Origin of the sequence: Bacteroides gallinarum DSM 18171 = JCM 13658, from assembly GCF_000374365.1 — a bacterium.
Taxonomy (GTDB): domain Bacteria; phylum Bacteroidota; class Bacteroidia; order Bacteroidales; family Bacteroidaceae; genus Bacteroides; species Bacteroides gallinarum.
This window is the reverse complement of record NZ_KB894143.1, coordinates 14,726-39,526: the sequence shown is the minus strand read 5'-3', so window position 1 is coordinate 39,526 and position 24,801 is coordinate 14,726. Positions and strand designations below refer to the sequence as shown.

The window sequence follows — 24,801 nt, the reverse complement described above, 5'->3', positions numbered from 1 at the left end:
TGTTGAATTAAAAATGGTTAATCAGTTGATAATCAAATATGATTATTGGGGAAATGGGAAACTTTGTAATTTGTGTGGTTTTCACAGTTGTACATTATTGATAATTATATATTATGTTATGTGTCGCTCTATTTTGAAACAGACAATAAAAAAGAGGCATTTTATTTGCCGGTTATCAAATACTTTGGCTATATTTGCAGCGAATCGGTTTGCCTGTGGTTTTCATCACCGGCGATTAAAAGGGAATCGGGTGCAAATCCCGGACAGTCCCGCTGCTGTAAGGTTTCACGTCAAACATTTCAACGTACACCCTCTGCCACTGATTATTTTCCGTTATATAAGGAAAAGGTTGGGAAGGCGGTTTGAAATGGAAACCGAGTCAGAATACCTGCCATTCATTGTTTTTCTTTGCTACTCGTGGGATAGGGCAAAGCGCAATTACTAATTATCAAAAAAGAGTGAACATGGGAAAAGTATTTCCACCCTTTAAAATTGATATTGCGGGGGCATTGTGCGTGCCTTCCGCATTACGGGATGCGAGGAGCCGGTATCGCGACGGGCAGATTAGCTTACAGACATTGCGTGCCGTTGAAGATGCGGAAATCCGTAACCTTACAGAACGCCTGAAGTCGGCAGGTATGAAGGTTGCAACGGACGGCGGTTTCCGGAGTTACGATTTTCTGGAAGGCTGGGAGGGAATCCGCCGCAAAACAAACACGGCTCTTTCGTCCGGCGGGGAATTGGAGGTAACGGGTAGAATCGGTTTGCTTCATCATCCCATTATCGATGATTTTGTTTTTCTGGTGGAAAATTCTACGGAAGAAGTGCTACCTAAGCAGCATATGCCTTCGCCGGGCAAATTGCTGATGAGAATTCTCCGCGAAACGGAATCCAGATGCTTGAAGTCGGTTTATCCGGACTTGAATGTACTGTTGGACGATTTGGCGACAGCTTATAAGAAACTGCTGGAAGGCTTGTACGGGGCGGGTTGCCGCTATGTACAGTTCGAAGGGGTGAAAGCTATGCTGACCGATGAGGCTGCCCGGCTCAACAACCGGGTATTGCGTGAGCGTCCCGAAGGCTTGTTCGTGGCTTTTCATGCTGCGACCGACATGTTGGTGCGGTTGCAGGGAGCGGATGCATATTTCCTGAATTACGATTGTGGAATCTGCGACCGTAGCCGCTTGCTGTGGTTCGTTCGCGAGCGGGAAGCCGTATTCGGTTTCGTGCTTTCGTATTATCCAGACGAGGACGAGTTGGATGAATTGCAGGCAAAAATAGAAGAAGTCCTGAATTATATACCCGCAAAGCGCCTGACGCTCTGCCTGCCGGATGCAGCCGGTATGCTCGGTTCCTCGGATGCGGACGAAACGAGGCAGTGGAAAGCGGTGGAGCTGGCAAAAGATATGGCAGACCGCGTGTTCCCCGTCTGAGCACACACTTCACTGTATCGGGGCATGCGCCCCGTTGTGCCTGTGTACATATGCCGTTGCATCCGGGTATGTACGTTGCAGTATCCGGCTATGCACGTTACAGTATCCGGGCACGTATGTTGCGAGTGTCAATCTGCGTGGTTGCAAAACAAGGGAGCAAAATCTGATTTTGGAGAAAATGAACTTTAATCTGAAATCAGCCCTCCCCTTTATCGGCAATAGAAAAAGCCGTATCATTACTTTTTGAGTAAATGAGTGCACCCCAAAAGTTTTGTGTCTAACTTTTGGGGTGCATTTCACTTCATTTTGAGTAATGATACGGCTCTTTTGTTCGTTTGCCAGTTACTATCTGTAACTTTCCAGGGCGTTCGTCTTAGTTTTGACGCACCTCTCCATTTGTTTCTTTATCCTATTGCCGGCTTTCTTTTCTTATTTAAGAACTTCCGCCAGCTTGTCCTGCAACTCGTCGCCGTGCAGACCGCGTGCGATGATAATCCCGTCGCCGTCAATCAGTACAGTGTGAGGGATGCTACTTACAGCATACAGCTTGGCGCCCTCGCAGTTCCAGTATTTCAGGTCGGACATTTGCGGCCAGGTGATATTCAGTTTTTCGATAGCCTCTTTCCATGAATCGCCGTTCTGGTCTAAAGAAACGCCTACAATCTCGAAATTCTTATTCTTGTACTTGGCATATGCTTCTACCAGGTTAGGCATTTCGCGGCGGCAGGGTCCGCACCAGCTTGCCCAGAAATCAACGAGTACCGTTTTGCCCTTGCCCACATAGTCGGACAGTTTTACGGTCTTGCCTTCCGGGGTCTGCATTTCGAAATCCGTAAACTTCTGGCCTACGGCGGTAGCTTTCATTTTCTCTACGTTTTCCTTGATACGGATAATGGTGGCATCGCTGCTGTATAACGCAGGTATTTGCGGCATCAGCGGGTCGAGCTCTTTCACATCCAGGTAATAGTAGTAGCTTTTCAGCAGATGTACGCCTACTGCATTGGTTATGTTCTTTTCGATGCTGCTTTTGGCTACCTCTATCATTTTGTTTTCCAGGGCATTCATTTCCTTGCTTTTCGCCTCGCGCTGCTCGTCGGTCAGGGAGGCATCTGCCATGGAGGAGTAGATGTTCTCCATTTGGCTGTCCAGGTCGTTGAACTGCACCCTGATAGCCTGGTAAATGTCATTGTTTGCAGTACCGGTGGCAGAACTGTTTTTTCCGTTGAGCTTGATATCGATTTTTCCGTTTTCGAGGAAGAAGTCCATTATCATACCTTCCGTTCCGGCAGGATGATAAGTAATGTAGCGGTTGGCGGTGGTGTCTTGCGTACCTTTAAAGGTGAAAGTGCCGTTGGCAATGACTGCGGAGTCGAGTTTTACCAGTTGGCGGCTTTCTACGGTTTGCAGGTAAACAGTGTCGCCGTCGGTTGCGCCTTCTATTGTTCCGGTTACGGTGTAACCCTTGTTTTCGCTGTTACAGGCTGCAAATACGGCGGCAACAGCGAGCAGGTAAGTTAATTTCTTCATTGTTTCTTTTCATTAAATAAATATTTGTAGCCACAAATATACGAATAAAAAATCCCCACCGGCATAACCGGTGAGGATTTTATGTTTTTTGTCCCTTTTTTACAAGGGGAGACTGTGCTTTTTATTCAGCGGCAGCTTCTGCTGCGGGAGCCTCTTCAGCCGGAGCTTCCGTTGCTTCTGCTTCTGCAGGTGCTTCGGCAGCAGCCTTAGCAGCTTCTTCGGCAGCCTTCTTTTCGGCCAGTGCCTTAGCCTTTGCCTCGTTTACTTTCTTTTCAGCTTCCATGCGTGCCTTGGCTTCGGCTTTCTTGGCTTCTTCCTCTTTAGTTTTCAGGGCAGCCAAACCGCTTTGTTTGTTGTTTTTCCAAGCTTCGAACTTAGCCTCTGCTTCCGCTTCGCCGAATGCGCCTTTTGCTACACCGCCCAGGAGGTGTTTCTTCATGTAAACGCCTTCGCGGGAAAGGATGTTGCGAACGGTGTCGGTAGGTTGTGCGCCTTTCAGTACCCAGTCCAGTGCGCGGTCGAATTTCAAATCTACTGTGGCAGGATTGGTGTTGGGGTTGTAAGTACCAATCTTCTCAATAAATTTACCATCACGTGGTGCTCTTACGTCTGCAATTACGATAGAGTAGAAAGCGTAGCTCTTACGTCCATGTCTTTGCAATCTGATTTTTGTTGCCATTTAATTAAATGTTTTTTTAGTTAATGATTTGAATTATGCTGCTAACTCGTAGTAGCGGGTGCAAAGATAGGAAAGATTTATGATTTATGATTTATGATTTATGATTTATTTGCGGGTAGAGGGCAATAATCTGATAAATCAGGGGGCTATCCTATGATTTGCGCCCTATAAATCATAAACCGGAACTCATCACTTACGCCCCAGCTCATAGCTCATAAATCATCACTCTTTTCACGAGTATTTTCTCGGATACCTTATTAATATGGCAAGTATGGCGCAGGCTCCCATGCAAAATGGATAGTACAAACTGCCTATGATACTGAGCGGCGAGATGTCTGCCAACCCCGCGGCTATCAGCATTTGCGCGCCGTAGGGGATGATGCCCTGGATGAGACAGGAAAACGTATCCAGTATGCTTGCCGTTTTCCGGCGGTCGAGGTGGAACCGTTTGGCTATGTCTTTGGCGATAGGGCCGGTGGTGATGATAGCAATCGTGTTGTTGGCGGTGCAGAGATTGGCAACGCTCACCAGCGCGGCTATGCTGAGTTCCGCACCCCGCTTGCCCGTAACATGCCGTGTAAGGCGGGAAATGATGAAGTCGATACCTCCGTTGTAGCGGATTGTCTCCAACATTCCGCCTGCCAGCAGGGTGATGATGATAAGCTCGCCCATGCCGGTGATACCCGTTCCCATGGCGCCGAACCAGTCGAAAAATCCCGTTCCGGTAAAAAGTCCGATGATACCGGTCGAGAAGATGCCGAGCAGCAGTACCGGCATTACATTCATTCCGGCTATTGCCGTACCCAGTACGATGAGGTAGGGAATGACTTTTAGCCACTCCACCTCCTGTATCTGCGGAGTGGCGGACAAAGAAAACCCCTGGAATATGTAGATGCCCAGTACGATTAACGCCGCCGGTACTACAATCATAAAATTCACTTTGAACTTATCTCTCATTACGCAGTCCTGTGTCTTTGTAGACGCAATCGTGGTGTCCGATATGAACGAGAGGTTGTCTCCGAAAAACGAACCGCCCACCACGACGCCCACCATATAAGGCAGGTCGATACCGGTTTTCTCCGCCAACCCTACGGCTACTGGAGTCAGCGCTACGATTGTCCCTACGCTTGTACCGATAGATAATGAGATAAAGCAGGCGGCGATGAAAATACCTGCCAGCAGCAGGTTGTCCGGGAGTATGTGCAGGGTCAGGTTTACCGTGGCGTCGATAGCCCCCATTTGCTTGGCACTTTGTGCAAAAGCCCCGGCAAGGACAAATATCCATATCATCAGCAATATGTTCTTGTTGCCTGCCCCGACGGAGAATTGATAGATACGCTGCTCCAGCTTTAGCCCCCGCGTAATGGCAATGGCGTAGCATGACGATAGCAGGAATGCCACCGTAATCGGCACTTTGTAGAAATCGTTTACGAGCAGTGAGGTAATGAGGTATAAGCAAAGAAATACGACCAACGGGCTCAGCGACCACCAGCCGCCCTTTTTGAGGGAAGAAGTATTTATTTCTGCGGACATATTTTCTGTTAATGGGTTACATGAACTAATAGTTAGGGAACTGATAAGCTTCAAAAACTAACAAACTATAAAAACTAACGAATTACAGGAACTTCCTGGTTATGTAAACCGATAGTTGCAAGAACCAATAGGTTATATGAACCGATAGTTACACAAACTAATAAGTTATAAAAGCGATATTCCTGATAATTCCTTGCAAAGATACTAAAATGAAAGCAAATCACAACCCGATAAGGCTGCGTTTCGCGGGTTCCTCGACTGTTTCTAATGGTTCAAAGATAGGGAAAAGCACACATAAAAGTTCAAGGAAACCCTTACCTTTATAGAGTAGGGGTGTTTTCGCTCGTCCGCCGATGATGAAGGTAAGGAGTGTGTCAAAGCTCGATTTTTGAAAAGATGAACTTTTAACTTGAAATTCGAGCACTCTAAAAGACTAAAGAAAGGGTCGTATCATTACTCAAAACGGAGCTTGATACGACCCTTTCGGGTATTATAGTTACAATCTGTAACCTAAAGAGTAGTCATTTTTGTTTTGACACACCGCCTTATTTAGCACTGTCCATAATTTTGTGTAAATGAAAACGGGATTCAGTTATAAGTTCTTTTATATCTGAATTCTGTTTTCAAATATAAGGGCACTATAAACTATTATGTGTCTGTAAGCCCGGAAAATGTTTTGGTGAATTGGATATATCATTCCCGCAACCCCGGGCAACCGCCTTTCTTCCGTTTTTATAAAGTTACACCTGTTTTGAAAATGGCGATTTCCTTGTATCCTTTCTTTTCATTGTTTACGAACTCGCCGCTTGCCACACGGATGATATACTCGATAAACCGCTCGCAAGTCTTTTCCATAGGTTCGTTTTCAAGGATAACGCCGGCGTTGAAATCTATCCAGCCCGGTTTGTTCTTGGCAAGATTGGAGTTGGTGGAAATCTTCATGGTCGGCACATAAGTCCCGAAAGGCGTTCCGCGCCCTGTTGTGAACAGCACCATGTGGCATCCGCACGAAGCCAGGGCAGTGGCGGCAACCAGGTCGTTTCCCGGTGCGGAGAGCAGGTTCAGACCTTTCACCTTCAGGCGTTCGCCGTAAGGAAGCACACCTTCCACATAACTCTTACCGCATTTCTGGGTACACCCTAATGCCTTGTCCTCCAGCGTGGAGATACCACCCGCCTTATTTCCCGGGGACGGGTTTTCTCCCACCGGTTCGCCGTGCGAAAGGAAATATTCCTTGAAATCATTAATCAGCTTCACGGTTTCCTCGAACAGCTCCTTGTTACGGCAGCGGTTCATCAGGATTGTCTCCGCACCGAACATCTCGGGCACTTCCGTCAGCACGCTTGTGCCGCCCTGTGCAATGAGAAAATCGGAGAACCTGCCCAGCAACGGGTTGGCGGTAATACCAGAGAAACCGTCGGAGCCGCCGCATTTCAGACCTACACGCAGCTCGCTCAGAGGCACATCCACACGCTCGTCCTTGCTCGCCTTTTCGTATAGCTCGCGCAGCAGCTTCATGCCTTCCTCGTATTCATCGCCCACTTTCTGCGTTACCATGAACTTCACGCGGTCTGCATCGTATTCACCCAAAAACTCGCGGAACACATCCGGTTGGTTGTTTTCGCATCCCAGCCCTACCACAAGCACGGCTCCGGCGTTGGGATGCAGCGCCATATCACGCAGTATCTTTTTTGTATTCTCGTGGTCATCACCCAGTTGCGAGCAGCCGTAGTTATGCGGATATGCCATGATTGCATCCACCCCTTTGCCACCGGTTTCGCGGCGCAGCCCCTCTGCCAGTTGGTTAACGATGCCGTTTACACAGCCCACCGTAGGGATAATCCATATCTCGTTGCGTACCCCCACATCGCCGTTCTTGCGGCGGTAACCTTTGAATGTCAGGTTTTTGTGCGGGATATCCAGGCTTACCTCGGTCGGATTGTAGGTATATTCCAGCAAACCGGCAAGATTGGTTTTGATGTTGTTCTCGTTCATCCAGTCCCCCTGCTTCTTTGCAGTGCGGGCATGTCCGATAGGATAACCGTATTTAATCACATTCTCACCCTCTGCAAAATCTTTCAGGGCGAACTTGTGTCCGGCAGGAACATCTTCGTTCAGGACGATTTCCTTGCCGTCTACTATAAGCTTTTCACCTGCCGGCAGTGCGACAATAGCCACCGCAACGTTATCGGCAGGATTAATTTTCAGGTACTTTGTTTCCATATGAATATGTTTTAATTAGTTTCGTTCAATATTACTTGATTACTTTAATCACTTTATTATCTTACTATCTTATTGCCTTATTATCTTACTACTTTATCGCTTCTACCTTATCGCTTTATCATCTTACCACCTTATTAAACAAGTAAGTGTTGAAAGTTTTTATAGTAAGCATAACCTAAGCCTGAAGGGCTTTTTATCTCTAAGCCCGGGGCAACGCCCCGGGAATAAATGTTCCCGGAACCCTGCGCCCTGTAAGGGCAAAAGATTAATCTTCAAATATTTTGCCCTTACAGGGCGCAATGTTATTCATATTCGTATTCCCGGGGTGTTACCCCGGGCTATAAGATAAAAAGGCTTTCAGCCTTAGGTTACGCTATATCATCGTTACTGATATAAACTGAATTTCAACATTTATTAATGTATAATCAGTTTGTACTATCTGTCATTCTAACATTTGCTTATTATAATGGTATTCTATATGCTCTTACTTATTATAATAGTATTCTATTTTATCTTACTTGTTATAGTGGTATTTTATATCTCTTACTTGTTATAATGTTATTCCGTATTCCCTTACTTATTATAATAGTATTCTATATTCTCTTTCGTCAGCAAGTCAATCGGCATGAAATTCTCCCTTGCCACCTCCTTCTTCAATATCAGGTAATCGCACAAGGCCTTGATACCGTCGAAACCCTGCAAGGTGGGTTGCTGGGCGATGAGGAAGAAGATGCTCCCTTGTTTCAGGCAGTCCACGTTGCGTTGCAGCAAGTCATATCCCATGAGGTTGAAATCTGTCCTCCGGTGCTTTTGCAGGTATTCCCCGATGATGTATGCTTTGGAGTTGAAGGTGATGCCGTTCTTCACGGTGGGATGAATGCGGAAAAAATCGTCCAGCATTTGCGTGTCCTCATCGTCGCGTTTGGCATGCAAGTCCAGTTCCCAGATGCGGCATGCGGGATGATGCTCCCGCATATATTCGCGGAAGCCGATTTCGCGCCGTTCCTGCTGGTTCGAGCCTACGATACCCTCGTTTATCTTGCGGAAGATAACAATCTCGCGCACATCCTCGCCGGCAAGCAACATCAGCATCCGTGCGGCAAAATATCCGCTCTGGTGCGAGTTTTGCCCGAAAAAGGAGAGGGCGGGAGCCTCCTTGATATTCGAGTCTATATATATATAAGGTATATTCAGCTTTTCGAGCTCGCCGGTGAAGGGAGCGGTGTACTGCGGCGCCGTGGGAGCGAACAGCACGCCGTCGGGCTCCTGCTCCACGATACTGCGGGCAGCCCGGTCGAAGGAATGGTAGTCGTAAGGGTCGTAGTACGACAGTTTCACGGTGATGTTGAAGTCCGAGTACGTACTCAGCGCCTCCTGTATGCCGCTCTCCACCTCCGTCCAATACTCCCCGGTTTCATGCTGGGGCAACAGGCAGGCAAACGCATACTTCTTGTTCGATGCCAGTGCACTGGCATACATATTGGGCTGATAGTTCAACTTCTCTAAAATCTCCTCCACCCGTTTGCGGCTGGCTTCCGACACTCCGCTGCGTCCGTGGATAACGCGGTCTACGGTTCCCACCGACACATCAGCCATTTTGGCGATGTCCTTAATCCTTATTCTTTCCGGTGTATTCATGGGCTTGTTTATGGTTTCTTGTGCTCGCACACACTGATAATCTAAATATTTTCGACACAAATATATAACAATTTTTGTAATTACGAAAATTGTTGTATCTTTGTGCCCGCACACGAAAGCTATGAAGAACAAACAATAATTTCGTTTACTCTGCATGGTATCAAGTGTTTAACCTCATAAAGAGGCTGATATGACAATTTGAAAGAAGCAATTTAATCATATATTTAATAAAAACATAGAATTATGGGAAAGAAAGTCGTTACATTAGGTGAGATTATGTTGAGACTGTCCACTCCGGGCAACACCCGTTTCGTACAGTCCGATTCTTTTGATGTGGTATATGGTGGCGGTGAGGCCAACGTTGCTGTAAGCTGCGCCAACTATGGCCATGATGCTTACTTTGTAACAAAATTGCCGAAACACGAAATCGGCCAGTCGGCAGTCAACGCATTACGCAAGTATGGCGTAAAGACAGATTTCATCGCACGTGGCGGCGACCGCGTAGGTATCTACTATCTGGAAACCGGTGCTTCCATGCGTCCCAGCAAGGTTATATACGACCGCGCCCATTCTGCAATCGCTGAAGCCGATGCAGCAGATTTCGATTTTGACGCTATCATGGAAGGTGCGGACTGGTTCCATTGGTCGGGCATCACTCCTGCTATCTCCGACAAAGCAGCCGAGCTGACCCGCCTGGCTTGCGAAGCAGCCAAACGTCATGGCGTTACGGTATCCGTAGACCTCAATTTCCGTAAGAAACTTTGGACGAAAGAAAAAGCCCAGTCCATTATGAAACCCCTGATGCAGTACGTAGACGTTTGTATCGGCAACGAAGAAGATGCCGAACTCTGCCTCGGCTTCAAGCCCGATGCCGATGTAGAAGGCGGTAAGACAGATGCGGAAGGCTACAAAGGCATCTTCAAGGCAATGGCTAAGGAATTCGGTTTCAAATACGTGATATCCACCCTGCGCGAATCATTCTCTGCTACGCACAACGGCTGGAAAGCGATGATTTACAACGGCGAGGAATTCTACGAATCGAAACGTTACGACATCAACCCCATTATCGACCGTGTAGGTGGAGGCGACTCTTTCTCTGGCGGTATCATCCACGGCTTGCTTACGAAGCCCAACCAGGGTGCAGCCCTCGAGTTCGCAGTAGCAGCTTCTGCCTTGAAGCACACTATCAACGGCGACTTCAACCTCGTTTCCGTTGAAGAAGTGGAAGCGCTGGCAGGAGGAGACGCAAGCGGTCGTGTTCAACGCTAAAGCGTTTGACAGAAGAACAAAAGAACATATTCTTTACCGGAGATGACGGGTACTACCCAATCGATATGATGCTCTTTGGTTCTTCTGTCCTAAGCTAAAATGAATTATAACTTTAATTTGTAACGTAGCAAAATGGCAAAATTTGATAAAATAGCCGTATTGAACAAGATAGGTTCTACCGGCATGGTTCCTGTATTCTACCACAAAGATGCAGAAGTGGCAAAGAAAGTAGTGAAAGCCTGTTATGACGGTGGTGTCCGTGCATTCGAGTTTACCAACCGTGGTGACTTCGCCCACGAAGTATTTGCCGAAGTCGTAAAATTCGCAGCAAAGGAATGTCCCGAAATGGCTATGGGTGTAGGCTCTATCGTAGACCCTGCTACGGCGGCGCTGTACCTGCAATTAGGCGCTAACTTCATTGTAGGCCCGTTGTTCAATCCTGAAATCGCAAAGATTTGCAACCGTCGCCTGGTGGCTTACACACCGGGATGCGGAAGCGTTTCGGAAGTAGGTTTCGCACAAGAGGTAGGTTGCGACCTCTGCAAGATATTCCCCGGTGACGTGCTGGGTACGAAACTCGTTAAAGGCCTGCTGGCTCCGATGCCCTGGTCTAAGTTAATGGTAACCGGCGGTGTAGAACCGACACAGGAAAACCTGACCGCTTGGATTAAGGCAGGTGTATTCTGCGTAGGCATGGGCTCCAAGCTCTTCCCCGGCGACAAGGTTGCTGCCGAAGATTGGGCTTATGTTACTGCAAAATGCAAGGAAGCCCTGGCATACATTGCAGAAGCAAGAAAGTAATCATATAATATTTCATTTTGTTTAAAGGTGTTTAAAGGGGACAGCCATCGAAGTACTACGGTGCTTCGGTGGTTTGTTTCGTTTATACCCGGCAGATAAGGAGAGGAGGTATGTTTTCATTTATCTCGGCAGGCGAAAGGAAGGATATGTTTTCGTTTATACCCGGCAGGCAGAAAGAGGAGTTATGCTTTCGTTTATACCCGGTAGGCAAAAAGAGGAGGCATGCTTTCGTTTATACCCGGTAGGCAAAAAAAGGAGATTATACCCTCATTTATACCCCGCAAGCAAAAGGAGGACACACGCAGATAAACCACAGCGACAGCCTTTTAAGTGTTTACAAGTGTAAAACCGACGTTTAATATCTAAAACAATGTTATAAGATATACGCTTTTTTGTCCGATTGTTTGCGCACACGGAAAAAACACTTACCTTTGCAATGCAATTGAGAAATTGCTGATATAAACAAAGTTTTCAGTAACAAAGGTAATTAGTTAAGAGGTAAAAAGATTGAATTATTTTCATAAGCTGAAATTAGAAAAAAGGTATTAGGTAAAAAGGTAAAATCAGAACATTAAGAATTGTTTTCAAGAGGTAATTGAAGTTTGTTTTTTAAAGGTAAAAAGAAAAAAGATTAGTTTTCGGGTAACAAATTTGATGCAAGCAAAAGAAAAGCCTTTTGGCTTTTCTTACACGAGGCGAGGGGTTCGGGAGAGCTTACTCGTTTTTTTTATTTTTCACCTTTCTTGTAGATATTATCCAAACTCTCACTGTTTTTTGTATCTTTGTAACGGATGTCCTGCGTGCAGGCCTTCCGAAGAATAAACAACCCGGGTTAAATTACGTGGATTTTGGAACACATATTACACATTCTCGATTGGTTTCTATACATACTGTTTGCAGTAAATGTGCTATATCTGTTGGTGTATAGCCTGGCATCGTTGCGCCGCTGCAAACCCTTTGCAAGCGCGCCCGCCAAAAACCACAAACGCTTTGCGATACTCATTGCCGCCTATCGCGAAGATGCGGTAATCCTGCCTACCGTGCACGCCTGCCTGGCACAAGATTATCCGGACGATAAATACGATGTCGTGGTAATATCAGACCACATGCAACCCCGGACGAATGCCACTTTGTCCTCACTCCCCATAAAACTGCTCCAGGTGGACTTTGAAAAAAGTACTAATACGAAATCCCTCAAAGTCGCCCTTGAATACCTGGATAAAGACAACTACGACATAGCCCTGGTGATAGATGCCGACAACATCATCGCCCCTTCCTACCTGTCCGAGGTCAACAACGCTTTTGCCGTTGCCGGTGTCCGGGTGGTACAGACACACCGGGTAGCCAAGAACCTGAATACCGACATGGCCTACCTGGACGCAGTCAGCGAGGAGATAAACAACTCCATATTCCGTTTGGGACACGCCAACCTGGGCATGTCGGCAGCCCTGATAGGTTCGGGCATGGCATTCGAATACCTCCTGTTCTACGATGCGATGATGAGCAACACCTCGGTAGGCGGTTTCGACCGCGTGCTGGAGATGAAACTCCTCTATAAAGGTGTGCACTTCCATTATTTGCCCGATACCCTCGTCAAAGACGAGAAAATACAGAAAGCGAACAACTTCTACCAACAGCGCCGCCGTTGGTTGTCCGCCCAATATTACAGCTTCTTCGAGTTCGCCAACCACCTGCTGCCCGCTATCCGCGACAGGAAGTGGGACTTCTGCGACAAGCTCTATCAGCAAATCTCCTTCTCCCGAGTGCTACTGCTGGGCTTTGTGTTCATCATAGCCCTCGCATATTCCCTATGTGTACCCTCCTTGGCATGCAAATGGTGGGGAATATTCATCCTGCTGCTGTTGGCATTGGCACTTGCCATTCCCCGCAGGTATTGGCAGTGGCGGTTGTTGAGAGCAGTCTGCTGGGTTCCTTGCTCTTTCCTGCTGATGCTTTTAAACCTGTTCCGGTTGAAGGAAGCGAATAAGCGGTTTATCCATACGGCGCATGGAGTGGATTGATAATGACAGATATAAGAAAAACTCTTGAAATGGATTTTGCATATACTTATACGATAATTATTCCTCACAAGAATATTCCTTTATTGTTGCAGCGCTGTCTCGATTCGATACCTTCACGGCAAGATGTTCAGATTGTGATAGTAGACGATAACAGTTCGCCTGCCATTGTAGACTTTGACAATTTTCCTGGAACTACCCGCGAAAATGCGGAGATTGTATATACAACGGAAGGTAAGGGAGCCGGATATGCACGTAACTGCGGACTGGTTAAAGCAAGAGGGAAGTGGCTGTTGTTTGCCGATGCGGATGATTTCTTTCTTCCGGGATTTCTGGATGTCCTGGATACGTTTAGCCCGACGGATTACGATATGATAGTTTTTCGGGCGGAAAGCATGGATTCGGATACGTTCCGGCAGGTAGCATCCCGGCAGGAATATTATGATAAGATTAACGAAAAAGCCGACTGGGAAGCATTGAGATATAAGAACGGAGTGCCGTGGGCAAAGATGATATCCTCGGATATGGTGCGGAAAAACCGGATTGGCTTCGATGAAACCCCGGCAGGAAACGATGTGATGTTCTCGGCATACAGCGATTATTATGCACAGAAAGTGGCTCTATGTTCCCAATCCATATATTGCGCTACAGTCCGTGAGAACTCTTTATACTATGGCGTCGTACTTGAAAACCTGCTGGCACGTGTTCGGGTATCATGCCGGTACAACCGCTTCATGCAGAAAATAGGGGAGCGGGATAGATGCGTAGACCGCTACTATTACGTACAGTTATGCCGGAAACATTTTGGCTGGAAAGGATATTTGAAGGCAATGCGGATTTATGTACGCATGGAATGTCCCGATATGGTTTACAAAACATTCAGACGGTTGCTGTCGGCAAAGCTAAAAAGAAGTTAGGGCAGTGCCTGACGGATAACAGTCGATAAGCCGACAGGCGGTAATAACCAATAAATAGTAACCAACAAGTAATATCTAACAGACAGTAACCAACAGGAAAAGCAGTCATGTCCGAATCCCGTCTCCGTAAAAGCTATCTCAATGCGCGTGTCAACGTATTCTTCTACCTTGTCACCCTTTTCATCTCCTTCTTCTCCCGGAAGATATTCCTCGAGAAGCTAGGAGCGGACTTTGTAGGGCTTACGGGGACGCTGCAAAACCTGCTGGGCTTTCTCAACCTGGCAGAGCTGGGCATCGGAGCATCCATAGGCTATGTGCTTTACAAGCCGATTTTCGACCGTAACCAGGACAAGATAAGAGAAATAGTTTCGGTGCTGGGCTATCTCTACCGCAATGTAGGGCTGCTTATTTTGGGCGCCGGGCTGCTTCTTGCCTGCTTTCTGCCCTACATATTCGCCGATGCCGGCATTCACCTCGGTGTAATCTATTTCGCTTATTTCACATTTCTGGCTTCCGCACTCATCAGCTATTTTATCAATTACCGGCAAACCCTGCTTGGCGCCGACCAGCGTAACTATGTAGTCACCGTTTACTTTCAAACGGCGAACATCGTGAAGATTTTCCTACAAATAGCGCTTGTGTGCTATGTAGGCAGCTTCTACCTCTGGATAGCCGTCGAGCTGATATTCGGCATCCTGTACTCGTTTATCCTGAACTGGAAGATTAACCAGGTATATCCGTGGCTGAAATGCAGCGTGGCGGAAGGCAAGCGGAAGTATCCGGAGAATAAGATTATTGTGCGTAAAGCCCGCCAGATGTTCGTACATAAACTGGCGGGAATGGGCAGGACACAACTTTTGCCTTTTCTGGTCTATGCATTTACCTCGTTGAAGTTAGTGGCATATTACGGCAATTATATGCTGTTGCTCACCAAGTTGAACCAGTTTGTGGATAACTTTTTGGGCAGTACCGGTGCAGGTGTGGGCAATCTGATAGCCGAGGGCGACATGAAACGTATCCAGCAGGTGTTCTGGGAGCTGAGCTCTCTGCGCTTCCTGATAGCCTCGTTTCTGACGTTCGCGCTCTATCACCTGATAGACCCGTTTATTACGGTGTGGCTGGGCGAGGAGTACATATTGCCTCATTCCGTACTGGTCGTAATCCTCACCAACTTCTTTATCAGCCAGTTCAGGGGTACGAACGACCAGTTTATTTTCGGCTACGGGCTCTTTCACGATACATGGGCGCCGGTTGCCACCCTGGTGATAACGGTAACGGTGGCTTTAGCGGGCGGCTATCTGTGGGGGCTTCCGGGAGTATTGCTGGGCGATATAGCCAGTTCGATAACCATTATCAGCATTTGGAAACCCTATCTTCTTTATAAGGAAGGGTTTAAGATGCCCGTAATGTCGTATTGGAAGAATATTTTCCGTTATCTGCTGCTCGCCGTCCTTTCGTGGGGGCTGACGGATGCGGCTCTTTACTTCCTCCCGCTACCGGAACCCTCCCTGGGTTATGGCATGTGGCTTACATATGCACTGGTTTCCTCCCTGCTGTTCCTGCTGATACTGTGCAGCGGATTTTATTGCTGTTCGGAGGGGATGCGCTCATTGGTAAGACGTTTCCGGCATAAATAAAAAGAAACGCCTAAGGTATATTATCGTTTATTCCTATTAAACTAATAGTTTATCCTTGTTAAACTGGCGGTTTAATAAGAGTAAATTATCAGTTTAATGAGAATAAACAAATTCATCCGTTCTGAGTGAATAATATTCCTTTGTAAGTGCCGTATATCGTAGCTTTGGCAAGTGCCGCCTGTCCGTGCAGAAGGTATGCGGCTGCCTTTTTGGGGGCGGCAAGAAGGCAGAGGTAGGCACATGACAGGCATTTCCTGATGCCCCGCAGGTTCCTGCGGGCAAACAGTACACGTGCACGCGACAGGTAAAACTCCCGCATCGGGCTGCCGCGCCGTGCCGTCATGCCCTCTTTGTGATATACCACGGCGGCAGGTTCGTACCATAGGCGGTAGCCGGCTTTCCGGATTTGTGCAGACCAGTCCAGTTCTTCGTAGAACAGAAAATATACTTCGGTCATGGGACCTGCGTCCTGCAACGCTTGCCGGCTCACCAGCATGGCGGCTCCGTGTAGCGAAGCGGTTTCGCAAGGGACACGGAAGCGCGGGCTGTCCTGCTGCATAAATCCTATGGCGGCGTTACGTAGGGTAATGGGGCTTAGGGGGGTGAAGCCTGCATATTGCAGGATGTCCGGGCGGGCGGCGAATTTCAACATGGGCGATACGCCGCCCGTTCGTTGCGGGTTGCACTCTATGCGCCGCACCAGGGTAGCCAGTATGGGTTCTTTGATAAGTGTGTCGTTGTTGATGAAAAAGAGGTAATCGCCTCTGGCTACTTTCAGTCCGGCATTGTTGCCGCCGGCGAAGCCGTTGTTGATGTTACGGACTACCTTGACACGGGGATTGCCCGATACGGAGCTGCCTAATGCCGGACTTCCTGCTGTGAGGTTGTCCGATACGGAGCTGCCTGATGCGTAACCAGCCGCATACCGTGCCTGTATCTTTTCCGCTTCGGGCAGGCGTGAACCGTTGTCTACGACAATGATTTCGTACCGCGGATAGGTTTCGTGTCTGCGGAAGGAGTCTATCATTTCGCAGGTGTCGTGCATGCCGTTGTAGTTGACGGTGATAATGGATACGAGCGGTGTCATGGTCTTTTCTTTATTTTTTCTTCAGCCAGAATACAGCCCAGTTTCTGAGGCTGACGTATTTTCCGAGTCGCAGGCGCTTGAAGCGGCAAGCGGTTTCCACCTTTTCGAGGAAGGTCATGCGGTGTCCTGCCCAAATTACGTCGTTTAGAGTGTAGGCGAGGTATTTGCCGATAAGCGTTTTCCACTCGGGATGCTCCTCGCTGAGTGCGCGTATCCGGGTGCATACGGTGGTATAGCCCTCGATGTTGCGCATACCGAAACGGCTGGTCATGGTGGAGCTTCCCCTTACCCTGCGCTTGAAGTAGGGGCGGGGGATATAGCGCGCCCGCCGGGCATTGAGCAGTACATACATTGCAAAGATGTGGTCTTCGTGGATAATCCCGGAGGGAAATCCGCAGAAATGCTGCTTGAGGAAAGAGTGCCTGGTAAAGAACAGGCAGGGCGAGATGAAAAGTTTGCGGTGGTTCATCTCGAAATCCAGAAGCTCGGTTCCGCTCCACAGCCTGGTATCATCAACGATGTTTTTCCTGCAATAATCGCTGATGTCCGGGATGTGCTGCTCGTCTATGATAGTCTCGGCATCGAAGAAAGCAAAATCGAGCCGGTGTTGCTCGCACTCCTCATAGCATTGCAGCAGGGCATCCTCGTCCAACAGGTCGTCGCTGTCCATGAAGTATATATACTTGCCCGTGGCATGTTGCAGTGCATTGTTGCGTGCCACGCCCTGCCCTTGGTTGGGCTGCGCGTACCACCGGATTCTTGCGTCGCGCCCTGCATATTCTTCGATGATGTGCCGGCTACCGTCGGTGGAGCCGTCGTCGATGAGGATTATTTCCAGCTCTTTCAGGGTCTGGTTGCAAATGCTATCCAGCGTACGACGCAGGTAGGCGGCGGTGTTGTATATGGGGATGATAACGGAAACTTGGGGCATAAGGTATCTTATTTTTTTATTCGTACGATATGTTCATACACTTTCTTCATCTGCTCTTTCCATGAGAGGTGGCGGATAGAGTCTCTTATCTCTTGCGGGGTCGCGGTCATGTTCCGGCAGAATGCTATCAGGGCGGGGATGTCTACGGGGCTTTCATCGGCAGGGATTTTCAGCGTATAGGGCATGCGGTCGAAATCGCTGTCTGTTTCGGAGTAGACGAAACCGAATCCGCGTGCGGCGTATTCCCGGTTTTTCAGTGTTTTGATAGCGTGTATGCCGCTGCGATGCCGTGCCAGGCTGCCCACGGCAAAGTCCGCACGGTCGAAAAGCGCGTCCAGCTCCTTGCCGTGCCTGGTTCCGTACAAGGTAACGAACGGTTGCAGGCGGTAGCGGCGGATAGGTTCGAGGATTTCTTCTTCTTCCCGCTTTCCGCTGGGCTGACCTACCAGGTGGAAATAGACTTTGTAGCCGGGATTGCTGCTGTAATATTCGCCCAGACCTTTCAGCAGGCGGTCGAAGCCATGCCAGAAGTGGATTTCGGCCACTCCTATCAGGTGTAGTTCCTTGTCCGTATCGTGCAGGGAGGAGCGCAGGGGGATGCGGTCGAAATCTATTCCGTTGGATATGCGGATAGTGGGGCGGCTGAATATCGTGTCGTCGTCGGAGAAGGTGACGATGTAATCGACATGCCGACAGAATGCCCGGCGGAACAGTTTGTCTGTATAAAGCTGCACCTTCTGCCCGGCGGAGGAGTATTCCCGGTCGTAGGGGTAGGTGGGTATCTCCAACAGCACTCCGGCGCCTTGCCTTTTCAGCGCCTTTACGAAGTGCAGGGTGAAGGGGTTGGCGTTGTGGTAGGAGCGGATGTATACGCATTGTATCTTTTCCTGCCGTACATACCGCAGGATAGGGGCGAAGGAGAGCCGCTTTTTTATCTTGGCGGGTATTCCTTTGCCCAAATCGGCAAGCACTTCTCCGTCTATCATCCACTGCCTGCTGCCGTCTCCGACAACTTCGTAGTGGCAGGTGCGGACGTCCAACCCGCATTGTCCGAGGGCATCCGTCTGGTATCTGATTTTCTTGCTGATGCCGTTGTACTCTTGAAATCCGTAAAAGACGAGGAACAGGGTTTTCATGGCTCGGCGGTTATTTATGTGCAAGGCTACGGTAAACCTCCGCTAACTCGCCGGCTGCCTTCTCCCACGAGAACTGCCGGGCGCGCTGCAACCCGTATTCCCGCTGCCGGCGGTAGAGGGCTTCGTCGTTTTCCAGGCGCAGCACCGCACCGGCTATTTCTTCCGGTTGGTAAGGGTCGGCGGTAAGTATGCCCGCACCGCCCACTTCGGGCATGGAGGAGGTGTTGCCCGTAACGACGGGTGTGCCGCATGCCATGGCTTCTACCAGGGGGATGCCGAAGCTCTCGCGCAACGAGGGGTAGAGGAATGCGAATGCGGCGTTGTACAGCGTGGCAAGGTGGGCGTTGCTTATGTAGCCCGGATAATAGAGGTGCTGTTTCAGCTCCTCGCCGAGACCCTCCTGCCGCAGCAGGCTGTCTATATAGGGTTCTTTGAGGTCTGCAATGAGCAGGGGGCGCTTTATGGCGGATTGTTCCAGGTACAACCGGTAGGCTTTCAGCACCCTTGCCGCATTTTTCTTGGGGTCTGTATTGCCCAGGAAGAACAGGAAACCTTTTTGGGGGATGTAGCGGTTTACAACCTGCATGTCTATCTCGTCTATCGGGCGGAAATGCTTGTTGTAGCCGTTGTAGATAGTTATGATGCGGTCTGCGGGGATGTCGAGCGCCTTGCGGATGCGGTTGCATTCAAAGTGGGAGACGGTGATGATTTTCCGGCATTTCTTCAAAATTCGCGGAACGGTGAGGCGACGGTAGTGCCAGCCCATTTCCTGGTAGAGCGAGGGGCTGCGGTGCTGCCGGGGTTCCAGGTAGATGATGTCGTGAAGCGTCAGCACCAGGGGAACGGGGCAGCACAGCGGGGCTGTATTGGACGTGCAGTGCAGCAGGTCGGCGCCCAGGCGCTTTACTGCCCGCGGCAGGGCTACCTGCTCCCAAAGCGGGTAGGTGGGGCATGCCAGCTCTATAATGGAGAGGTTGGCGGAGGCTTCCAGGCAGCGGTCTTTGCCGGGGGCTACGATAACGTAGTATTCGTTGCCGTCGTGCCGCTTTTGTAGCTCGCGAATGGTTTCCAGTGCTACGAAATCCATGCCGTGCTTGTCGGGGCGGAAAATCCGCTGGGCTTCTATGGCTATCTTCATGGTGCGTGCCGCTTATCTCTTTTTATAGAAAAAACGCTTGATATGGCTGAATACGGCTGTGAACATCAGGACGGGGAGCGCCCAGATTGCCTTGCGGAGGCGCCGGTTCAGCTCGCCGTCGGGCAGTGCCATGAGGAAGGCGAGGATAAGGCTGGCAAACAGTACATACCACTTGGGCGCCAGCGTCCAGTCCAGCAGGGTTATGCCTACCGTGCACAGCAAAATCAGTGCGATAAGCAGGAAGCGGGAGGGCATGAGCCACTGGAATAGTTTGAGGGCGTAGTCCCACTCGCCTTTCAGCAGTACCAGCGGGAGGTATTTCAATGCGAAGAAAGTGCTGGTGTATTGCGTGCGGAGCCAGCTCATGCGCTGGGTTTGGTATCCGTCGGCATTGTCCTCTTTTTTGCTGTAACATATTACGTCTCTGAGGTATTCGGTGTAGATGTTCTGTTCCAGCAGGGATATTTCCATTGCTTTGCTCAGGTCGGAGCCTTTCAGCTTGGGGGCGAGCTCGTGGAACATGGCGAAGTCGAACGTCATGGCAGAGCCGATAAGGGCGGAGGAAAATCCCATGCGGGTGTGCGCCAGGCGGAAAAGGTTGTTGTTGATTTCTTCGCTGGCGGCGTTGAGCACGGCTATGCTGGTGTTCAGGTTTTCCGCTATGCGGTGTGCCTGGATAGAGTCGCAGCCGGAGTAGTAGGCGTTGTTGAACATGTGGAGCGCATCGGGCACGATGTGGTTGTCGGCGTTCAGGATGAGTATGATGTCGTATTCGTCGGGGGCGTAGCGCTCCATTACCTGCTGGATTGCGTAGACTTTGGTGCAGTATTCCTTGTCGGGCACTACGATGTTGACGGGCATTTGCAGCAGGGTTACGAGGTCTTCTTCGGGCAGTTGGGTGGCTGCCACGGCAATGTCGTACTTCTCGCGCGGGTATTGCTGGGTAGCCAGGAAGTGGTTGATAGATTCGATTACTTCCTTACCGTTGCGCAGCACGGTGAAAAGTACCAGGAAGCGGTGCTGCACGTCTGCCGCCGGATAGGGGTTCTTGTACTTGCCGAGCGAGAAGAGTGCGCACACAAACAGATAGACTACCGGAATGGCGAGCAGCAGGTACAGTACGGAGTCTGTCATTTGTAACGCATTGTTGTTTTCGTTCATCCACCAGTCTATACTGAATATGTTAAAAATACTGGATATCATAGCGTCGAATCTTTTTTAGTTGCGGTTAATAATGCTTGCTGTTTTTCTATTGTCAGTCGTTCGTCTATATACTTGCCGTTCATCAGTATGCCCAGGAACATTATCATCATGATGCCGGTGGGGAACTGGGTGAAGAATGCGTTGCCGTATGCACTGAGCATCATGCCGAATATGCCGCAGGCAAGCGCGGTGAGCAGGTGGCGCAGTTCGTCGTTTCTTACTTTGAACATGATGTAGTAGCATCCCCACAGCAGGCTGCCCGCATAGATAAGCAGGTATAGCACGATGCCCACGATGCCGGTTTCCGTCCATATCTTGACGTAGGTGGAGTCGTTGGGGATGCTGGTGGTCAGCCTGTTGCCGAATCTCCGGGCTTCTACTCCTCCCAGTCCGAGGCCTTCGCCGAAGGGCCTGTATCTGAGGTATTCCGCCAGCCTTTGCTGGTTTTGCTTTCTTACCAGGAAGGAGGCGTCTTTGTTGGGGCGGAATGCCGTGCGCATGCGCCGTATCATGTAGTTGCTTTCGCCTATGTATGTAAAGGCGAAGAATACGTAGATGCAGATGCCTGCTACTGTGGCGGCGCTCATCAGCTTGATGTTTTTGCTGATAAGTGCAAAAAGCAGCAGGCTGCCCAGGGGCACTACGATAGCTCCCCGCGTGCCTGTAATGAACATGGAGTACAGCGACAGTGCGGAGATGCAGATGTAGTAGACTTTCAGTCCGAATTTTTTACTGAACAGGCCGGCGATGCCGAACAGCGCGCAGGCAAATCCCATGTTGGAGCCGTAGTTGCCCGCATCGGTGAAGATTGAGAAGTAGCGGGTTATCTGGGATAGCAGGTGGGTCTTATACATGCCGCTTTCCATCATGGCGTTGTATTCGACCGTATCGAACCCGATAAATTTTTGGTAGAGCCCTTTCAGTATGGCTATCAGCGTGAGTATGGAAAAGAGGAATATCAGCCGGTCTACCTGTTTATGGGATGTTGCCAGCAGTACCGTGATTAGGGATACCAGGAAGGTGTTGTACAGGAAGCCTCTGGAGTATATCCATGCTTCCAGGGAGGCGGTGGGGTTGGCGAGCTCCAGGATGCAGTAGGCTGCCAGTACCGCTCCACCTATGGTAAGGTAGTTGGTGGCCTGTTTCCAGGGAAAATGGTAGCGTAGCGCCGTCTGCACGATGATAACGAGCAGCACGCTCCACCAGAGGATGTCCGACAGCACGCTCAACCCGTCTTGCTGGCTGTAACGTGCCAGTGGGGTGAAGAAGTAGTTGAAGATGAATAGCAGGTATATGAAGCGTTCCGGCTTGCGGAGGTGCAGGATAAGGATGCACAACAGGGCGGGCAGTATGGCTATCAGCCCTGCCGCAGCCAGGTTGCGGCTCAGCGTGGCTGATACGATGCCGCCTAAGCCTATGCAGAGTATGGCAAAGGTTAGTGTGGGCGATGATATGTAGCTTCGCTTTATGCTCATTTCACGGCGGCTTTTTTAGCGGTGAGTCCCAGTTGTGACAAGCGGCTGACGAAGCTGTGGAGAGGTGTTTGGGGCGGCAGTTCGCCGGTGAACGATTCCACGACTTCGCGGTCGGCATTGTTGAGGTAGAGCGACAACGGGGCGTCGTCCAGTATTTCTTTAATGGATTTCAGGTTCACATCGTCGTTCTTGCCCCACAGGCGGCAGGCGTTGGCTATGAGCAGGTTGAAGTCGGCCTGTTTCAGTACTGTGAGGGGCAGGCTGGTGCTGCTTATGGAGGGGTATTCCACAAGGATGATGTCGGGTATCTGCTCGGCGGGGTTCAGTTGCCAGAAGTCGGAGAGCTGCTGTGCCCGGATGTATCTCTTGTCGTTGGTTTCGAAGTCTACACCGTATCTTACGATGCGGGTACGGAGCCCTTCGGATGCCCAGTGGTCGGCAAAGTATTTGGCAAGGAAGCTTTTGCCTTCGCGCTCTTCCATGCTGAGCAGGTTGATAACGGTAGGCCGCCCCGTTGCCAGGTATTTGTTGAGCTGGTGGCAGGAGTAGGCTGCGGCACGGCGGTTGCATACTTTCAGGAAGCCCCGGAATTTAAGGTTGCTGATGCCGTTGAAGGCGGCTATTACGGGCAGGCCGCTGAGACGACGGCTACGCTCGGCATCCCGCAGCGTGCGGTCTATAAGCTCGATAATGAGGAAGTAGAAGGTGATGAACACCAAACTGCCTACCAGGGCAGCCAGGACGTAGAGCAGCCGCTTGCGGCCGTTGTCGGTCAGCGGGTACTCGGGCGGGGCGATGATTTGCAGGTTGGCGGTGGTCATCTTGATATTTTGCAGGCGTAGCCGTGCTTCGGACAGTCCGCGGAGTTGCTCGCGGTAGTTGTCTTCTGCTATGCCGATAGCGCGTTCCTTGCGTTTGACCTGTGTGCCCACGGGGGAGAATTCCCGGTATTGGTTCAGGATGTCATTACGGCGCTCCCGGAGAACTTTCAGCTCGGCTTTGGCTTTGGCTTCGTTGATGCATGCCATGAGCCATTCCGTAACCATGCTTTCGATGCCTACTCCTTCTTTGGTGAAGCTGTATTCGTTGAGATTGTCGGATATATGGCTGATTGTTTCTTCCGAATTACGTAAATCGGTCTTGTTTTTCTGCAACTGTTCGTTGTCTTTGAGTTCTGTGTCCGTGGAGAAGATTTCTTGTTCCAGGATGTTCTGGTTCAGCTCCGTAACTTTTTCCAGTTCTTTGAGCAGCCTGGTGTTGTCGCGGATTATCTTGGCGCGGATGTCCATTTTGTCTTCCAGCATCTGGCGGAGTGCTACGGCGCTCTGGTAGGTGCGCTGGGCAAGTTCTTCGCGGTCGTCCAGGTCGTACTTGGTGATTGCCAACTCTTTGCTTTGGTTGTCGTAGTTGATTACCGAGTGCTCTACGTTGTAGTGCATCAGGTTGTCTTCTTCTTTGCTCAGATTGATTTTGGCAAGTCGTACTTGTTCTTCGAAGTAGGCAATGGCGCTGTTGGTGGCGCTGAAACGGAGTATCTCGTAGGCTTTGATTAGCTCGTCTTCCAGTATCTTGATAGTGTTCTGGGTGATGCCCGGGTCGGGACTGGTATAGGTGAAGCTTATCAGGTCGCTGGCGCCCAAACGTTTCACGATTATCTGGTCTAAGGCTTCGAAGCTGTAGAAGTCTACCGGGCGGCTGTACATGGAGTAAACGAAGTTGTATGCGCTTTCTTCGCGGTATGCCTGAAGGTTCTCGACCGTTTTTTCCAACGAGGAGCGGTCTACCAGCGCCAGTACTTCTTTAGGGGTTTCCTGGAGCAGTTGGCGGTAGTGCTTTGCCTGGATGTACATATTGTCTTGCCACTCTTCTCCGTAGACCAGGCTGGTTGCCAGTAGGCGGAGGGAGACTTTTTCCAGTGTGCTTTTGGACTTGGCTATGTTGACGAGGTTGTCGAAGATGCTACCGATATTTTCGACTTTGCTCCCGTCTATGTTGGTAACGTTGGTTACACCGGCATATATATTGCTGTTTACAGTATAGCTGAACGGTAGGAACTGGGTGAAGTATGCCACTAATACCGTGACAATAAATCCACCCCACAACAGCCAGTAACGGATGCGGTAGAAAAATTGCGCTGTAAACTGTATTATATCCAT

General features: G+C 49.7%; 18 protein-coding genes and 1 riboswitch. Of the genes, 6 read left to right on the top strand and 12 right to left on the bottom strand.

The features are described from left to right. Window positions 1-188: 188 nt before the first annotated feature. Window positions 189-409: riboswitch (cobalamin riboswitch) on the top strand. A 55-nt stretch (window positions 410-464) separates the two neighbouring features. Further along, window positions 465-1,433, top strand: coding sequence for a uroporphyrinogen decarboxylase/cobalamine-independent methonine synthase family protein (locus tag C233_RS0115085; protein ID WP_026314879.1), 969 nt, complete (start codon window positions 465-467; stop codon window positions 1,431-1,433). Window positions 1,434-1,862: 429 nt separating this feature from the next. On the opposite strand, the gene C233_RS0115080 is transcribed toward C233_RS0115085, so the two are convergent. The 5 genes from C233_RS0115080 to C233_RS0115060 all read right to left on the bottom strand — a co-directional run bounded on the left by C233_RS0115080 (window position 1,863) and on the right by C233_RS0115060 (window position 9,033). Further along, entirely contained in the window at window positions 1,863-2,960 is a 1,098-nt protein-coding gene (locus C233_RS0115080) for a TlpA disulfide reductase family protein (protein ID WP_018668397.1), read from the bottom strand. A gap of 121 nt (window positions 2,961-3,081) precedes the next feature. Next, window positions 3,082-3,639: a 30S ribosomal protein S16 gene (locus C233_RS0115075; protein ID WP_018668396.1), complete on the bottom strand. Its 558-nt coding sequence runs from the start codon at window positions 3,637-3,639 to the stop codon at window positions 3,082-3,084. Window positions 3,640-3,870: 231 nt separating this feature from the next. Beyond that, window positions 3,871-5,172 (bottom strand): Na+/H+ antiporter NhaC family protein, encoded by a 1,302-nt coding sequence (locus C233_RS0115070; RefSeq protein ID WP_018668395.1) that lies wholly within the window; start codon window positions 5,170-5,172, stop codon window positions 3,871-3,873. Between the two features lie 732 nt (window positions 5,173-5,904). Continuing rightward, on the bottom strand, window positions 5,905-7,395 hold the full coding sequence (locus C233_RS0115065) for a UxaA family hydrolase (protein ID WP_018668394.1): 1,491 nt from the start codon (window positions 7,393-7,395) through the stop codon (window positions 5,905-5,907). Between the two features lie 573 nt (window positions 7,396-7,968). Further along, window positions 7,969-9,033 (bottom strand): LacI family DNA-binding transcriptional regulator, encoded by a 1,065-nt coding sequence (locus C233_RS0115060; RefSeq protein WP_018668393.1) that lies wholly within the window; start codon window positions 9,031-9,033, stop codon window positions 7,969-7,971. A gap of 243 nt (window positions 9,034-9,276) precedes the next feature. On the opposite strand from C233_RS0115060, the gene C233_RS0115055 reads away from it, so the two are divergent. From C233_RS0115055 to C233_RS0115035, 5 genes are all read left to right on the top strand, one after another. Then, the gene (locus C233_RS0115055; RefSeq protein WP_005653084.1) at window positions 9,277-10,302 is read left to right on the top strand and encodes a sugar kinase; all 1,026 of its coding nucleotides are present in this window, start codon (window positions 9,277-9,279) and stop codon (window positions 10,300-10,302) included. A gap of 132 nt (window positions 10,303-10,434) precedes the next feature. Further along, a complete protein-coding gene (locus tag C233_RS0115050; RefSeq protein WP_018668391.1) occupies window positions 10,435-11,103 on the top strand; it encodes a bifunctional 4-hydroxy-2-oxoglutarate aldolase/2-dehydro-3-deoxy-phosphogluconate aldolase in 669 nt (222 codons plus the stop codon). Between the two features lie 848 nt (window positions 11,104-11,951). After that, window positions 11,952-13,124 carry a glycosyltransferase family 2 protein gene (locus tag C233_RS0115045; RefSeq protein WP_026314878.1) on the top strand — a complete coding sequence of 391 codons (1,173 nt, stop codon included), beginning with the start codon at window positions 11,952-11,954 and terminating at the stop codon, window positions 13,122-13,124. Window positions 13,125-13,153: 29 nt separating this feature from the next. Next, the gene (locus C233_RS0115040; RefSeq protein WP_018668388.1) at window positions 13,154-14,038 is read left to right on the top strand and encodes a glycosyltransferase family 2 protein; all 885 of its coding nucleotides are present in this window, start codon (window positions 13,154-13,156) and stop codon (window positions 14,036-14,038) included. Between the two features lie 107 nt (window positions 14,039-14,145). After that, a complete protein-coding gene (locus C233_RS0115035; RefSeq protein ID WP_018668387.1) occupies window positions 14,146-15,675 on the top strand; it encodes a lipopolysaccharide biosynthesis protein in 1,530 nt (509 codons plus the stop codon). 112 nt (window positions 15,676-15,787) lie between these two features. Here C233_RS0115035 and C233_RS0115030 read toward each other — a convergent pair whose 3' ends face one another. Genes C233_RS0115030 through C233_RS0115000 form a run of 7 tightly spaced genes read right to left on the bottom strand, consistent with a single transcriptional unit; the run spans window position 15,788 to window position 24,801 of the window. Continuing rightward, entirely contained in the window at window positions 15,788-16,762 is a 975-nt protein-coding gene (locus C233_RS0115030) for a glycosyltransferase family 2 protein (protein ID WP_018668386.1), read from the bottom strand. 10 nt (window positions 16,763-16,772) lie between these two features. Further along, on the bottom strand, window positions 16,773-17,693 hold the full coding sequence (locus tag C233_RS0115025; RefSeq protein ID WP_018668385.1) for a glycosyltransferase: 921 nt from the start codon (window positions 17,691-17,693) through the stop codon (window positions 16,773-16,775). Window positions 17,694-17,701: 8 nt separating this feature from the next. Then, a complete protein-coding gene (locus C233_RS0115020; protein ID WP_018668384.1) occupies window positions 17,702-18,829 on the bottom strand; it encodes a glycosyltransferase family protein in 1,128 nt (375 codons plus the stop codon). 10 nt (window positions 18,830-18,839) lie between these two features. After that, window positions 18,840-19,967, bottom strand: a complete 1,128-nt coding sequence (locus C233_RS0115015) for a glycosyltransferase family 4 protein (RefSeq protein ID WP_018668383.1) — start codon at window positions 19,965-19,967, stop codon at window positions 18,840-18,842. A gap of 12 nt (window positions 19,968-19,979) precedes the next feature. After that, window positions 19,980-21,170 carry a glycosyltransferase family 2 protein gene (locus C233_RS0115010; protein ID WP_018668382.1) on the bottom strand — a complete coding sequence of 397 codons (1,191 nt, stop codon included), beginning with the start codon at window positions 21,168-21,170 and terminating at the stop codon, window positions 19,980-19,982. Then, window positions 21,167-22,645 (bottom strand): O-antigen ligase family protein, encoded by a 1,479-nt coding sequence (locus C233_RS0115005; protein WP_018668381.1) that lies wholly within the window; start codon window positions 22,643-22,645, stop codon window positions 21,167-21,169. The genes C233_RS0115010 and C233_RS0115005 overlap by 4 nt, the downstream gene beginning before the upstream one ends. Next, complete coding sequence (locus tag C233_RS0115000) at window positions 22,642-24,801, bottom strand: GumC family protein (protein WP_018668380.1); 2,160 nt, start codon at window positions 24,799-24,801, stop codon at window positions 22,642-22,644. Before C233_RS0115000 ends, C233_RS0115005 begins: the two co-directional genes overlap by 4 nt.

Excerpts from the sequence above, each read along its gene's own strand:
- C233_RS0115085 (WP_026314879.1), top strand. The coding sequence starts at position 465 with ATGGGAAAAGTATTTCCACCCTTTAAAATTGATATTGCGGGGGCATTG.
- C233_RS0115080 (WP_018668397.1), bottom strand. The coding sequence starts at position 2,960 with ATGAAGAAATTAACTTACCTGCTCGCTGTTGCCGCCGTATTTGCAGCC.
- C233_RS0115075 (WP_018668396.1), bottom strand. The coding sequence starts at position 3,639 with ATGGCAACAAAAATCAGATTGCAAAGACATGGACGTAAGAGCTACGCT.
- C233_RS0115070 (WP_018668395.1), bottom strand. The coding sequence starts at position 5,172 with ATGTCCGCAGAAATAAATACTTCTTCCCTCAAAAAGGGCGGCTGGTGG.
- C233_RS0115065 (WP_018668394.1), bottom strand. The coding sequence starts at position 7,395 with ATGGAAACAAAGTACCTGAAAATTAATCCTGCCGATAACGTTGCGGTG.
- C233_RS0115060 (WP_018668393.1), bottom strand. The coding sequence starts at position 9,033 with ATGAATACACCGGAAAGAATAAGGATTAAGGACATCGCCAAAATGGCT.
- C233_RS0115055 (WP_005653084.1), top strand. The coding sequence starts at position 9,277 with ATGGGAAAGAAAGTCGTTACATTAGGTGAGATTATGTTGAGACTGTCC.
- C233_RS0115050 (WP_018668391.1), top strand. The coding sequence starts at position 10,435 with ATGGCAAAATTTGATAAAATAGCCGTATTGAACAAGATAGGTTCTACC.
- C233_RS0115040 (WP_018668388.1), top strand. The coding sequence starts at position 13,154 with ATGGATTTTGCATATACTTATACGATAATTATTCCTCACAAGAATATT.
- C233_RS0115035 (WP_018668387.1), top strand. The coding sequence starts at position 14,146 with ATGTCCGAATCCCGTCTCCGTAAAAGCTATCTCAATGCGCGTGTCAAC.
- C233_RS0115030 (WP_018668386.1), bottom strand. The coding sequence starts at position 16,762 with ATGACACCGCTCGTATCCATTATCACCGTCAACTACAACGGCATGCAC.
- C233_RS0115025 (WP_018668385.1), bottom strand. The coding sequence starts at position 17,693 with ATGCCCCAAGTTTCCGTTATCATCCCCATATACAACACCGCCGCCTAC.
- C233_RS0115020 (WP_018668384.1), bottom strand. The coding sequence starts at position 18,829 with ATGAAAACCCTGTTCCTCGTCTTTTACGGATTTCAAGAGTACAACGGC.
- C233_RS0115015 (WP_018668383.1), bottom strand. The coding sequence starts at position 19,967 with ATGAAGATAGCCATAGAAGCCCAGCGGATTTTCCGCCCCGACAAGCAC.
- C233_RS0115010 (WP_018668382.1), bottom strand. The coding sequence starts at position 21,170 with ATGATATCCAGTATTTTTAACATATTCAGTATAGACTGGTGGATGAAC.
- C233_RS0115005 (WP_018668381.1), bottom strand. The coding sequence starts at position 22,645 with ATGAGCATAAAGCGAAGCTACATATCATCGCCCACACTAACCTTTGCC.
- C233_RS0115000 (WP_018668380.1), bottom strand. The coding sequence starts at position 24,801 with ATGGATATAATACAGTTTACAGCGCAATTTTTCTACCGCATCCGTTAC.